Annotated in this window: 11 protein-coding genes; 4 read left to right on the top strand and 7 right to left on the bottom strand. The window is 36.9% G+C overall.

The annotated features are described in order from the left end of the window. Nucleotides 1-79: 79 nt before the first annotated feature. Nucleotides 80-886 (bottom strand): sulfurtransferase, encoded by an 807-nt coding sequence (locus C1N55_RS08530; RefSeq protein ID WP_137728425.1) that lies wholly within the window; start codon nucleotides 884-886, stop codon nucleotides 80-82. Continuing rightward, nucleotides 887-4,510 carry a dynamin family protein gene (locus C1N55_RS08525; protein WP_137728424.1) on the bottom strand — a complete coding sequence of 1,208 codons (3,624 nt, stop codon included), beginning with the start codon at nucleotides 4,508-4,510 and terminating at the stop codon, nucleotides 887-889. A gap of 411 nt (nucleotides 4,511-4,921) precedes the next feature. Between C1N55_RS08525 and C1N55_RS08520 the strand changes: the two genes are divergently transcribed. The 4 genes from C1N55_RS08520 to C1N55_RS08510 all read left to right on the top strand — a co-directional run bounded on the left by C1N55_RS08520 (nucleotide 4,922) and on the right by C1N55_RS08510 (nucleotide 8,338). Beyond that, on the top strand, nucleotides 4,922-5,377 hold the full coding sequence (locus C1N55_RS08520; RefSeq protein WP_137728423.1) for a chemotaxis protein CheX: 456 nt from the start codon (nucleotides 4,922-4,924) through the stop codon (nucleotides 5,375-5,377). A 609-nt stretch (nucleotides 5,378-5,986) separates the two neighbouring features. After that, nucleotides 5,987-6,112: a hypothetical protein gene (locus tag C1N55_RS20880; RefSeq protein WP_255502514.1), complete on the top strand. Its 126-nt coding sequence runs from the start codon at nucleotides 5,987-5,989 to the stop codon at nucleotides 6,110-6,112. Nucleotides 6,113-6,147: 35 nt separating this feature from the next. Next, a complete protein-coding gene (locus C1N55_RS08515; RefSeq protein WP_137728422.1) occupies nucleotides 6,148-6,645 on the top strand; it encodes a cytochrome c oxidase subunit II in 498 nt (165 codons plus the stop codon). Beyond that, nucleotides 6,626-8,338, top strand: a complete 1,713-nt coding sequence (locus tag C1N55_RS08510; protein ID WP_137728421.1) for a b(o/a)3-type cytochrome-c oxidase subunit 1 — start codon at nucleotides 6,626-6,628, stop codon at nucleotides 8,336-8,338. The genes C1N55_RS08515 and C1N55_RS08510 overlap by 20 nt, the downstream gene beginning before the upstream one ends. Nucleotides 8,339-8,393: 55 nt before the next feature. Here C1N55_RS08510 and C1N55_RS08505 read toward each other — a convergent pair whose 3' ends face one another. From C1N55_RS08505 to C1N55_RS08485, 5 genes are read right to left on the bottom strand one after another with little or no spacing between them, the layout of a single operon-like run. After that, on the bottom strand, nucleotides 8,394-9,881 hold the full coding sequence (locus C1N55_RS08505) for a class I adenylate-forming enzyme family protein (protein ID WP_205758527.1): 1,488 nt from the start codon (nucleotides 9,879-9,881) through the stop codon (nucleotides 8,394-8,396). A gap of 17 nt (nucleotides 9,882-9,898) precedes the next feature. Continuing rightward, nucleotides 9,899-10,639 carry a 3-oxoacyl-ACP reductase FabG gene (gene fabG, locus C1N55_RS08500; RefSeq protein WP_137730593.1) on the bottom strand — a complete coding sequence of 247 codons (741 nt, stop codon included), beginning with the start codon at nucleotides 10,637-10,639 and terminating at the stop codon, nucleotides 9,899-9,901. Next, complete coding sequence (locus C1N55_RS08495) at nucleotides 10,623-11,549, bottom strand: intracellular short-chain-length polyhydroxyalkanoate depolymerase (protein ID WP_137728420.1); 927 nt, start codon at nucleotides 11,547-11,549, stop codon at nucleotides 10,623-10,625. The genes fabG and C1N55_RS08495 overlap by 17 nt, the downstream gene beginning before the upstream one ends. Nucleotides 11,550-11,552: 3 nt before the next feature. Continuing rightward, nucleotides 11,553-12,569 (bottom strand): 3-oxoacyl-ACP synthase, encoded by a 1,017-nt coding sequence (locus C1N55_RS08490; protein ID WP_137728419.1) that lies wholly within the window; start codon nucleotides 12,567-12,569, stop codon nucleotides 11,553-11,555. Continuing rightward, nucleotides 12,566-13,585: a branched-chain amino acid ABC transporter permease gene (locus C1N55_RS08485; RefSeq protein WP_370452604.1), complete on the bottom strand. Its 1,020-nt coding sequence runs from the start codon at nucleotides 13,583-13,585 to the stop codon at nucleotides 12,566-12,568. The genes C1N55_RS08490 and C1N55_RS08485 overlap by 4 nt, the downstream gene beginning before the upstream one ends. Nucleotides 13,586-13,590 lie beyond the last annotated feature (5 nt).

Raw genomic sequence — 13,590 nt, 5'->3', positions numbered from 1 at the left:
CGAATATGAATGACTATTCATTCATTTTTGTAATAAAATTAAAACGTATAACTGTTACATTATACGTTTTAATCATTTCTTACTTACTTTCCCCAATTTCAATGTCAAATTGAGTAATCCAGTCACTATAGCTGCCTACATAAAGCTTTAAATTATCATATCCACAATCAGCTAGGATTGCATATAAAGGGGATGCTGTAACACCAGATCCACAATATACGACTACTTCCTCATCTCGCTTGAATGTATTGAGAAGTTGGTCGTTGGCATATAGCTCAGATCCTTGTTTTAACTGCTCCCAATCGAAATTCTTGGCTGTAGGGATATGGCCAGCAACATTGTCTATTGGCTCATTTTCTCCACGGTATCTTTCACCTGAACGAGCATCTAAAAGAGTTGCATTATGAATACCATCAACAATGGTTTTAACATCATTGCGACTTGCATAGATTGATTCATTCCATTGTAATGATAGATTCGAAAGCTCATATTTATGCTCTTGTTCACTAACAGAAACCCCTGCTTGCTTTAATGACTCAAACCCACCATTAACTATATAAACGCTAGGAAAATTTGCATATTTTAACATCCACCACGCACGAGCCGCAAAGGGTGCCCCGCCTTGGTCATAAATATAAATACAATCATCATAATTTAATCCCGATCGTTTAAACAACTGCTGCAGCTGCTCTTTTGAAGGCATTGGATGACGTCCAGCACTACTGGTCATATCAGATAGATCTTGTTCTAAATCCCAATAAATCGCACCCTCAATATGGCCACTATTGAAGGCATGTTTTCCCCAATCCCGATCTTGCAAATTAAAGCGGGTATCAATAAAACGACCTGCCTTTACGTCTTGTGCAGCAATGAATACTTTCCCCATTTACTTTACCTCCGATTTTTGTAAATCATTGTAGATAGATTTCCACATCTCTAAACGATTTACCTCTTCAAGAAGTAATTTTTCAGTTTCAATTTGCTTTAATGCTTGTTTAAGTAGATAGTTATTTAAATTGCTCGCTTCATGTTCAATTAGTTCTGTAGCCCAATTCGATATTTTCTCTTTTTCTGCATCCACATAGTTTTGTGCATCTGGTTTAGTTAATTCTTCTAATGCCGCTTTAAGTAGTTCTTTTTCGTTTTTCTCAAAGAATGATTTTGTATTTTTGAAGTATGATTTAACTGCCGCATATTTCTTTTCCTCATCAAAAGGACCTTTAAAGTCTAATAACTTTGGCTCTTCCGACTCAAAAGTAATGAAAGAGAAGCTCGGATTTAGTTCTTTTAATGAACGGACCTCTTCTTTAAAGCGCTCAATAATTTTCTTTTGTATAAATTGTGCTAACCTGAAATTTGTTACTCGTAATTCTTGAGCAAAGTCAAACCTTAACGCACTGACTGTCTCCTTTAGTGCCTGCTCTAATGCTGTTTGAACTGGCATAGATGAGAAAGTCGATGGATTATAGCTTTCTCTAAAGAAATCAGGATAACGATAATAAACTCGTTGCATGACATAATAAAGCAGTTCATCTAATTCCTGCTTCATATCACTCTTTAACATGTTAGTTGATGAACTACTATAAGATTTTTGAACATACTGCTGTAGCTCAGCAAGTTCCTCTAAGCGTTCGTCTTTTCGTTTTAGATTCTCTTCAGTTTGTGCAATTAAATCTGCAAGTCGTGCTTGAGTTTTCTCAACCTCTTCATGTAATGCTTGTACCGCAATCGCTGCTAATTCCTCATTTAAGAAGTGGTGGAACGCTTGCTCAAACGGTTCCATTCCAGAATTAAGTGAATTGGCCTCTACTTTTTCACGAAGAGCCAACAAACTTGAAACACCAAATAATTTAGGGAAGCGGATACCAAAACGTTGTAATTCTGTTTTTACATAGTTTTTAACATCCCCTTCTTCATCTGGTGTAGATGCTAGATCAATAGCATTCACAATGAAGAACATCTTATCTAGCTCGAAGGCATCCTTTACACGTCCTAATTGAATTAAAAATTCACGGTCTGCTTTGGCAAAGGCATGATTATAATAAGTAATAAATAAAATTGCATCTGCATTTCGAATATAATCGAAGGCAACCCCAGTGTGACGAGCATTGATCGAGTCAGCTCCTGGTGTATCTACAAGCGTCACACCCATTCTTGTTAACGGACTATCATAATAGAAATCAATATTATCTACAAAACATGATCGATTTTCTTCTGCTACGAATCGTTCAAACTCTGAACGCTCTACTCGGATTGTTTGTCCCAGCTGCGATTCATATGTTTTGAACCCTTGACTAAACGCTCTAATAAACGATTTATGGACATTTAGCCGCTCATCCTTTAATTGTACAGCCAGTCCTTCATCAGCTCGATCATAAGCCTCTTGCAATGATTGAACTGTAAGGCCAATCTCTGCATATGAACTTTTAATATCCTCCAACAATTGGTCCATTGTTTTTAAGTGAACATCTGCTGTCTCGTGTGGATGATCCTTTGTAACAGGTCGAATTTTATTTATAGCAGCCGTTGTTGGGTTTGGTGATACCGGTAAAACTTGTGATCCCATTAAGGCATTCGAAAAACTTGATTTCCCCGCACTAAATGCCCCGAATAATGCAATTGTAAAATCCTTTTTCTGTAATCGCTCTACTTTTTTCTGTAAAAACTGTGCTACTTCCTCAAAACCATCTACTTTCTTAACAGCATTTGCAGTACGAATCGCAGCTTCAATTACCTCTTCACCTTTTTGATTGTGAGTAGCAGTTGCCTGAATATGATTAACTTCTTCTTCCACTTCAGCTTCCTTTTTCGCAAGCATGGAAGAATCAAAAGGACGAATCTCTTTAAGTGCCTGCTCGAAAGCTTCCTGCCAGTTATCGAACTGTCGTTTTGCACCTGAACGTGTATCCTTTGTTGCAGTCACAATTTCTTTTTCAGCGCTTAGCTTATATTGGTTCAATTTTTCAATTGACTGGATAGCATCCACTTTTCCCTTTAGTACTTTTAGTTTAGCTTGAACCGGTGTGGATAAACTTTGAGAGGCTTCCTTTAATACCATCTCCTGTTGATCCTTCCATTCATCTGTTGCTTCAATAAAATAACGCTTGGTAGCTTCTGCAATACGATTTGCAAAGTTTAATAATGCATCGCCTGTAACAAGTGACCCTTGTTTTACTTGCCCTTCGATTAACGAGAAAGGAACATCAAATTGAAGAGCATCAATAAGTCCTGCTCGCTCATCTGTTAAAACCCCAACCTCTTTTAAAGATTGCTTCAAAAGGTTTTTTAAATGTCCAATAATCTGTGATTGCAAAATCACCTTGTATTGTTCATAAACCTCTTCAATGCGGCGATTCTTTTCTTCTTCTGTTTTCTTTTTAGCAGAGAATAATCCGCCTACTTTAAAGCCTTCCTGCGTACTTTCAAGATATGCACGTAATTTTCCCCGGAAATCAGCTGGAATAATCGCAGCATTATCTAAAAGCTCTTTACGACGCTCCTTTAACGTGTCATTCCAATTTTCACTAGAAAACAACTCTGTTTGGAGATTCAACTTTTCATATTGCTCCATTAAATCCAGACGATTCTCCCACTCATCAGTGCTCAAAACATTTTCATAATCAGTAAGTAAAGTTTGTTTTTCTTCCTCTAAATAAGTAAGATGTTCATTCTGTAGTTTGCGCAGGGTATTTTCGGCTGTTAAAACAAGCTGCTCCTGCCAATCGTTCATTGAATCCATCACGATTTTTTTTACCGTATCAAAATCGTTATGCGGATGATCGAAATCTCTTAATGAAGTGAAGAAAATTCCTTTTGGCTCAACACCCCATGCCGCAAAGGATTGCTGTACAGATTTTTTGAATTCATCAAAAGAGAGCTCATTTTCTTTATGCTTATCAATTTGATTTACAATTAAGTAAACATTCGGATTGTACTTCATTAATTGCTTTGTGAATTGAAAGTTTAATTCAGATTGAACATGATTGTAATCCATTGTGTAAAATACGACATCCGCTATATGAAGTGCTGATTCTGTTGACATTGCGTGGGCATCATCTGTTGAGTCAACACCAGGTGTATCCATAACTGTTACGCCTAATGGAAGCGAGGAGCCACTGTGTCCAATTTCAATTTGGGACACTAGCTCACCATTCTTACTCAACTCCTTGACTGTCTTAAAATCATAGCCTGCTTCAAACTTTACAGGCTTCTCATGATGCATATACACAATTGCATAATCTTCCTCAGACTTGTGCACCTTTACAATGTTGGCACTCGTTGGAATGGGACTTGCAGCTAAAATGTCCTCTCCAGATAGTGCATTGATCATACTCGACTTACCCGCAGAAAAATGCCCTGCAAACCCGATAACATATTCTTTTTGTAATAGTTTTCGAGCAAATAAATGAAGCTTTTCCATTCGTTCTGTATCTTCATTGTTTTGATAAATTATGTATTGTATCGCTGATTGCTGTAATAATTCCTGTAAATTTTCTTCAAAAGAACTCATGCAAATAAATACTCCTTTGCCTCATTATTGTCACAATTATATACTATTATGATTAAATAATAAAATGAGCAAAAAAGAAAGAATGAACGAGAAAATTTTTTTAATATATGAATATATAGAGAAGATTTTCAGAGGAGCTTGGGGAAATGGGTTACTTTTTTATGATTTTATCGTTTTCTTAACTACATAAGTGCCAATTCCTGCATAAATAACAATTGTTGCGCCTACAAATAAATAAACCATTTCCCCGCCTCCTATAATGAGAATCATTTTCATTTATTATAATGCACAATTAAAAATCCTACAAGTTTTATGAAAAAGGGTACATTGGTATAGATTGGTATTATTTTACATGTACTAATGTACTATAAACATGGTAATATGGAAAAAAAGTCAAAAAGGGGTGATTCTATGAATAATTCACAACATATACAAACCATTCTAAATGGCTCAATCAATTCGTTAAAAAGCATTCTTCCAATGGAATTTAATGTTCAACCCCCTTCTGTCTTAACGGAACCATTTGTTCAACAAGAAATGGGCGTTCTAATTGGACTTATAGGTGATATTAAAGGAAGAATAATTATTGATAGTACTTCTTCAGCTTTTAGTGCCATTGGTGCGAAAATGTTTGGCATGCCTCTAGAAGGAGAAATGTTGGAGTCCTTTACTGGAGAGCTGGGGAATATGTTTGCTGGCAACCTATGTACACATGTTGGACAACAAACATTAAATATCGATATTACTCCCCCAACAGTTATGGTAGGTAATACGAAACTTTTTGGTTTTGAGAAAGCTTTCAAGCTACCAACAATTATCGAGGAAGTTGGGACCCTTACAATATTATTCACGATTGATGAAGAATAATCATCGATTACATAATCTTATCCTTAATTATGGTACATAATGAGAGAAAATTTTATTGCGAGCACGCTGATCTAATCGGATTGGCGTCTTTTTTTATGTTTTTTGTAGAGGCTTTTTTGGGGTTTTGTACTATTATACGCTTCATTTACTTATTAGCAGCATCTTTTAGAGAATTCGGGCCTCCTTTGCAGCCCAACTGTTTATATTATCAGCCTATATACCGTTCCCAAAATACTTAAACACTTCGAGCACAATCCCCTGCCCACTCATTAAAAAACATACTCTTACCTAATAATCACTCTCCATCATCGCCTAAACACTCACAACCAAAAAAAAGGCATCGGCCAACTTAAAATTGGCAGATTCCGCATTTCTCCAACTCTTCTTTAACTAATTGGCTCTTTAAAACTACCCCAAATCCGCTATTCCAACAAATAACTACCTCATTACCCATATTTAGGTAAGAAGGCACAGTAAATTATACCTTCACATTAAGTTCACATTTAGCCTCTAGAACTGTGATTTTTATCACATCATAGTAAATCTTTTTTTTATATGATTTGTTTGTAAATTACTTACTAATTATTTCTTCACTTAGGGGGGAGAGTTATGGCAAACCACAAAAAAACGTCAGATGATAATCTAAAAGGTACACTATATGCGACCTTTGGCATTGGAATTATCATTATTGTCGTTTGGGCAATTTGCTTCAATTTATTTATTGATCGCTTTTAAATTAATTTAAAAACATTCTCTAGGAGGGAATCTACATGCACATACACAAGTATGAGAAATGGTGGCTTGTCTTTGGCACAGCGACACTCATTTCATTTCTAATAATAATTGGTGTGAGCGCATTTCACGCAGGGGCTCACCCAAACAATTCAAAATGGACCATTGATTATGAAAAAGTTGATGAAATAGCTCCATTTGACAACCCAGGTGTCCATAAAGTTGAAGGCAAAGACTGGGATTATGAAGTGGTATTAGTCGCTTCTGCATTTAGCTATAATCCAGTGGAAATCGAAATTCCCGTTGGTTCAAAGGTTCGATTCATCGCTACTACTAAAGACGTTATACACGGCTTTGAGGTTGCAGGTACTAATATCAATATGATGCTGGAACCTGGTTATGTTTCTGAACTCATTACTACAGTAGATCAAGTTGGCGAATTTACGATCGTTTGTAATGAATATTGCGGTGTTGGTCACGCAATGATGTATTCTACGTTAAAGGTGGTGGACTCTGATGGAAACAGCAGTCACTAATAAAGAAGTTTATGAAACTAAATTACCAAAAGTAAAAACTTCTACAAGAAATAATTTTATTCAAGTTGATCGTAAAGATGCAAAATTAGCTTTAGCGCATATGTATGTAGCCTTTACCGCTCTTTTAGTCGGTGGACTTGCCGGACTTTTACAAGTATTTGTACGCTCAGGCGCATTTGAATTACCATTCGGCATTGGTTATTATCAAGTATTAACTGTTCATGGTGTTTTACTAGGACTTATTCTTACAACTTATTTCATTATGGGATTTCAATTGGCAGCAATTAGTCGTACTGCAGGACGCCTTTCTAATACTCAACGTAAATTAGGTTGGATAGGCTTTTGGTTAATGGTAGTTGGTACAGTAGCAGCTGCAACGATGGTACTTTTAAACGAAGCGTCTGTACTATACACATTTTATGCCCCACTTCAGGCACACTGGATCTTTTATGCTGGTCTTGCTTTAGTTGTTGTTGGTTCATGGATTGAAGGTTTTGCCCAAATAATGCGTTATGTACAATGGCGTAAGGAAAATAAGGGACAAACTTCACCACTATTAGCTTTTATGGCTGTCGTAAATAACTTAATGTGGTTTGTCGCTTCTTTAGGGGTGGCTGTGGAAGTATTATTCCAATTGCTTCCTTGGTCATTAGGTTTAGTGGAACGTATCGATGTTTTGTTATCTCGTACCCTATTCTGGTATTTTGGCCACGCACTTGTTTACTTCTGGTTACTGCCTGCTTATATGATTTGGTACGTAGTAATTCCGAAAGTAATCGGAGGTAAACTTTTCTCTGATGCATTAGCTAGATTATCATTTATGCTATTCTTACTATTCTCGGTTCCAGTTGGTGTTCACCACCAATTAACTGAACCAGGTATTGATGGTTTCTGGAAATTCTTACAAGTAGTGTTAACATTCTTTGTTATCGTTCCATCACTTATGACTGCCTTCTCTATGTTTGCTACATTTGAATTGCGAGGGCGTGAATTAGGCGGAAAAGGCGTAATAGGTTGGTTTAAACAATTACCATGGAAAGATAGTCGTTTCTTAGTTCCATTTATCGGGATGGTTGCATTCATCCCTGGTGGTGCTGGAGGTATTGTCAACGCTTCCTATCAAATGAACCAATTGATTCATAATACAATTTGGGTAACTGGACACTTCCATTTAACTGTTGCTACCGCAGTAGTATTAACTTATTTTGGTGCTGCATTCTGGTTAATCCCCCATCTAACTGGGCGTAAGTTAACTAGCAAGATGAATAGCCTAGCAAATACATCTGGAATTCTATGGGCAGTTGGTATGTTCATCATGTCCGGTGCAATGCACATCGCAGGTTTACTTGGTGCACCTCGTCGTTCTGAATACTCTACTTATGGTGGATCTGAACAAGCGGCGGAATGGATTACTTATCAGTTTGCTCAAGCAATTGGTGGTACTATATTATTCATTTCGATTCTATTAATCATTGGCGTAGTTATTAACCTATTATGGTTTGCTCCTAAAGGAGAAGAGGAATTCCCTGTTGCCGAAGCTGCTGCAGGTGGCGGTAAAACACCAGCCATTTTAGAGAATTTCAAAGTTTGGGGCGTCATCTTAGTTGCATTAATTTTAATTGCATATACGTTCCCAATTTTCGATATTATTAGTAATTCGCCTGCTGGTTCAAAAGGATTTAAATTCTGGTAAAACTAAAACAACCTCTCCCCTTTCAAAGTGGGAGAGGTTTTATCTGTGTCATTGTTCATCCCAATTCATATATATGCGTCCCCATCAATTGCTTTTTATCAATTTTTCCTACATGAGTTTTTGGTAATTCAGAAACGAATACGATTTTTTTAGGAACCTTGTAGGCACCTAGCTGATTGCGGCAAAACCTTTGAATTTCTAGCTCAAACTCTTTCGATTTTTCAGATGTGACAATATATGCTGTCACTACTTCTCCCCATTTTTCATCGCTAATACCAACAACTGCTACTTCCTTTACTTGAGGATGGGTAATAATGCAATGCTCAACTTCTAATGGGTAGACATTTTCACCGCCTGTAATAATCATATCTTTTTTTCTACCCACGATGAAAACATCTCCGTCGCTGTCCATTTTGGCCAAATCACCTGTTTTTAGCCACCCATTAATGAGTGTATTATTTGTCTCGTCTGGATTATTCCAATACATCGTGAACATATGCTTCCCTCTAATATAAAGCTCCCCAACCTCTCCAACTTTACAGGGAGCTCCGATATCATTAGTAATCTGAATAGAATTAAACATCATGCTTTTTCCAACTGAACCTAATTTTTTAGCCGCAACCTCTGAATCAATATAAAAGTTATTTGGCCCTGCTTCCGTTAAACCATAGCCTTCCTTAAAATGAACTCCTTTTTTGATAAAATGACTATAGATTGTTTTTGGACAAGGAGCACCCCCAGATAAAAATACTTTCACTGTTGGAAATGTTGTTTTTTTGAAATACTCTGTTTCAATCATTGCCTGGTACATTGTTGGAACAAATAGAGAAATGGTGGATTTATAATCATTTACCGCTCGAATAGCTTCTTCCGGATCAAACTTATTGCCGACTACTACCGTTCCTCCACTCATCAAAATCGGTATTGATAAAGCATTTAAGCCACCTGTATGAAATAAAGGCATATAATTGACGGTGCAATCTTCGGAGACCAAATTCCAACTTAAAATCGTATTAATGGCGTTGCAATTGACGGCATCAAAAGACAAGATAACTCCTTTTGGCTTCCCCATTGTTCCTCCTGTATAAATCATTAACCAAGGATCAGACTCCTGCCATTCACTATTAAACTGGTATTCAATGGATTTACTTTTTAGATTGGTCTCAAATTGAACTTGTTTATTTGCGAATATTTCCTTCCCTAAATTAGAGAATTTTCTATCTGTAATAAGAATATTTGGTGTACAATCTTCTAAAATTGAAATGAGTTCAACTTTACTCAGACGCCAATTTAATGGGACATATATATATCCACCTAATCCGCAAGCAAATAAAATAGGAAATAAATCAATACTATTTTCTGCAAGTAAAGCTACACGATCTCCTTTATTTAAACCTTCGTTCTTTAAATAGCTCCACCATCTTAAAGACTCATTTGCCAGTTCTTCATAACTCCATTTTCTATCTGTTAGGATATCAATTAGAGCTAATTTAGAGGGGGTTAGCCTTGCTCTATTTAATATCCAAGATTGTTCATTTTGCAACAGGTTCCCCTCCCACATCACATCATAATGCCGCCATCAACGTGTAATACATGGCCAGTTATATAGCTTGATTCATCAGAAGCAAGGAAGAGATATGCATTTGCAATATCTTGCACTTCACCCAATCTTTGTAGACTAACAATTGATTCCATATGTTGAATTACTTTTTCCGGCATTTTTTCTACCATGGCCGTTTTCGTAAACCCAGGTGCAACTGCGTTTACGTTAATACCTTTTCTTCCTAATTCTTTAGCCCATGTTTTAGTCATACCGACCACAGCCGCTTTGGTTGCAGCATAGTTTGTTTGTCCTACATTTCCATAAACCCCACTAACTGAAGAGGTATTAATAACCTTGCCATAACCTCGTTCAACCATGTAGGGTACAACAGCTTGTGTACAATTAAATACACCTTTCAAATTTACATCTAATACACGGTCAAAGTCTTGCTCAGTCATCTTTACGAGCATGGCATCCCGGGTAATTCCCGCATTATTAATCAAAATATCTATCTTTTCATAATTTGCAAGAACTTGCGCAACCATATCCTTGACACTCTCATTTGTTGCCACATCTACCTGTACAAATAGTACTTCTTTTCCCTGTTGTCGGAAGTTGATTTCTAGTTCTTTTCCACTATCTTCATCAAAGTCTGCAATTACAACCTTTGCGCCTTGGTTTAAAAATAATTCACACGCTGCTTTTCCTATGCCATTGGCTCCTCCTGTAATAATGGCTACCTTATCCTGTAATCGCACTGTTTTCAATTCCTTCCTTTAGAAACGTTTCAATTTTATTTTGTAATTGTTCTAAATCATCTATAAGTGGAGAATGTCCACAGTTTATAAGCTGAACTGCTATCGCACTATCTCCTATGTCTTCTATGATTTCATCCGTCATATGAACAGGTACAACATAGTCACGTTCTCCATAAAGAATTAGAACAGGGACATTTATTTTATTTACTTCCCCAGTTCCTTTTGCTGCGTCGTTATCCGAATGGCTAATATTGAATGTATTTAGGACATGATAAATGTCCGCAAGATTTCGTTGAGTCAACATATCGTCTATATATTCTTCATATAGTTTCGCAACGGGTTGATTATGGGTATAAATGGCAGCATTCCAAACTGCCCTTAAACCTTCTCTATTTTTTGTATCGTAGAGAGCTTGCATTGGTATCGTTTTGCCTTTGTCGTTTTCGATTTCCTCAATAGTAGTTAATCGACGTGATAAATTTTCCGATCCATCATCATCCGTTTTGTAGAAGGGATATCCGCGTGTCGAGGCTGAGGCTAATAGAATCAATTTAGTACAGTATCCAGGATGATCAATGCAAAACTGCATGGCGATTGCCCCTCCTGTCGACCAGCCAGCCAAACTGAACTCTTCTAAGTTAAGTAAATCCACAAAGCTTTTAATATCGTTACTAAAATCTCTTATATGCTGAACTCTTTTATAATAAGTAGATTGCCCAAAACCTCTTAAATCAGGTGCAATAATCGTATATTCATGACTAAATGATTCCATCAGCACATCCCAATGCTTTGAGGAAGTCATATTCCCATGAATTAAAAGTATCAGTTTTTTTCCTCCAGGTCTTTCACGATACGAAATAGTTTCCCCATTTGGTAAATCTACCTTTTTTAAATGTTCAGAGACTGTCATCTCTTATCCCCCTTTGTTTCCCCATTGTATTGTTATTGCTCCCCATGCATACCCAATCCCTGCACTGACCAATGCTAAAACATCACCATTTTGAATTTTATTTTCTGTTAAGGCGAGTTTTAATGATAATATTTGATCAATTTGACCAATATGACCGTAGTTCGATAAATAGATCGAGTTTTCCTCTTTTAGATTGAATGCCTTTAACACAAAATCATGGGCTGACTTTTTCATATGGAGCATTCCAATATAGGCAAGTTCCATTTCATCAAAACCACTCTTATTTAAGGAATTGCGAATGACCTTAATAAAGTTATCAAGGGATTTTTGTTCTAGCCTCCTCTTCATTCCTTGAGGATCTGTTACATCTAAGCGATAGTATCCTTGCAGTAAAAGGTCCGGAGTAAGTGGCTGTTTAGTTCCACCTACCGGCACAAGTACATCCTCTGAAAAAGTACCATCTGTAATAATGTCTGATTCGTAAATTAAGTTTTCTAATACGTCACGTTTAAGAATAAGTGCCGCGCCTCCTGCACCTAAATTAAACATAAAACGCGTACGTTCATTTTTATAATCGATAAAATCGTGATTACGGTAACCTCCAGCAAGTAACACCGTTCGAATGTTTCCATCTGAAACCATTAAGCTTTTGGCAAGTTTCATGGCTAGTATTGCCGTCCCACATCTCAGTTGAATATCAAATGCCCAAGCACTTGTCGCACCAACCTCTTCTTGAATCTTAATCCCCGCTGTCCATAAAGGGTATTCTTTATGTTCTTCACCAAAATAGATGATTACATCGATTTCTTTTGCATCAATTTGTGCATTTTCAATCGCTTCCCTTGCCGCTCGAATAGCCATCTGTACAGTATGATCATTTTCTCCTGCTATTGTTTTTTCTGTTAAACCCATTTTCGTTTTAACCACTTCAATTGGTAGATTCCCTTTTTCGGCTATTTCTTCTGCTGTCATTCTTTTGTTAGGTAAATAGACACCAATTCCTATAATTCCAACATTCATGACGATCGCTCCTTGTCTTTGTGTAAAGCGAAAGTTTTACCAGCTTCTTTTTTTGTTTTCAATTTCAATAATGACTGACTTAACGTGCCAACAATTCCTTTTGGGAAAAAGACCACAGCTAATATATAAATAATTCCAAAGAAAATTATCCATCGCTCGAAAATAGGAAATTCTCTTGCAAGACCAGATAGATAATGCTGTGCAAATTCAATCACTACAGATCCTACAATTGGACCAACTAATGTTCCCACTCCTCCAATAATTGTCATAAGAAGGGCGTCTAGCGTGATATCCATAGTCATTACACTCGTATTAACAAAGCGTAGGGAAACGGCATACAGCGATCCTGCCAAGCTTGCAACGACCCCAGCCACAACAGAGGAAATGACTTTATAATGCAATGTTTTAAAACCTAGTGAACGTGTTCTTTGTTCATTCTCACGAACAGCTATTAATACTCTTCCGAGGGGAGATTGAACAAAGCGTCTTAAAAGCAAAAATACAATTACCAAGCAAGCAAGTACGCAAAAGTAAAAGACAATCCGGTCTTTAAAGATATCGGGTGCTCGAAAGGTGAATCCGTCGTTCCCTTTCGTAATCGTCCGCCATTTTTCAGCTACGACTAATAGTAATCCTGATATAGCCAAGGTTAGCATCGCAAAAAAGTGACTCTTTAATCTCAAGGTTAACAGCCCGACTAGGAAACTAACGACTGCAGAAAGTAGAATACCTACCACAATGGATCCTACAAATATCCCGACTGTTGGTTCAAAGGTATTCAGCAAGATAGCTGTCGCATAAGCACCGATACCGAAAAACATTGCATGCCCAAAAGAAACAATTCCCGTATACCCCAGCAAAATATCGTAACTCATTGCTAAAATTGAAAAGATGAAAATTTGTGTAAATAGAATAGTTAAAGTCCGCGAATCAGCTACAAAAGGAAAGGTGATGAGGAATATTAATAGGATGGAAATTAAAATATTATATTTAGATACTAAGTTTAATGTTTTCACTATAC

This window comes from Lysinibacillus sp. SGAir0095, assembly GCF_005491425.1.
GTDB lineage: Bacteria > Bacillota > Bacilli > Bacillales_A > Planococcaceae > Ureibacillus.
Note: the sequence above shows the minus strand (reverse complement) of the source record. Positions and strands in the feature narration are given on the sequence as shown.

What these genes read in the sequence shown, in the direction of transcription:
- C1N55_RS08530 (WP_137728425.1), bottom strand. Translation starts at nt 886, where the DNA reads ATGGGGAAAGTATTCATTGCTGCACAAGACGTAAAGGCAGGTCGTTTT.
- C1N55_RS08525 (WP_137728424.1), bottom strand. Translation starts at nt 4,510, where the DNA reads ATGAGTTCTTTTGAAGAAAATTTACAGGAATTATTACAGCAATCAGCG.
- C1N55_RS08520 (WP_137728423.1), top strand. Translation starts at nt 4,922, where the DNA reads ATGAATAATTCACAACATATACAAACCATTCTAAATGGCTCAATCAAT.
- C1N55_RS20880 (WP_255502514.1), top strand. Translation starts at nt 5,987, where the DNA reads ATGGCAAACCACAAAAAAACGTCAGATGATAATCTAAAAGGTACACTA.
- C1N55_RS08515 (WP_137728422.1), top strand. Translation starts at nt 6,148, where the DNA reads ATGCACATACACAAGTATGAGAAATGGTGGCTTGTCTTTGGCACAGCG.
- C1N55_RS08510 (WP_137728421.1), top strand. Translation starts at nt 6,626, where the DNA reads ATGGAAACAGCAGTCACTAATAAAGAAGTTTATGAAACTAAATTACCA.
- C1N55_RS08495 (WP_137728420.1), bottom strand. Translation starts at nt 11,549, where the DNA reads ATGACAGTCTCTGAACATTTAAAAAAGGTAGATTTACCAAATGGGGAA.
- C1N55_RS08490 (WP_137728419.1), bottom strand. Translation starts at nt 12,569, where the DNA reads ATGAATGTTGGAATTATAGGAATTGGTGTCTATTTACCTAACAAAAGA.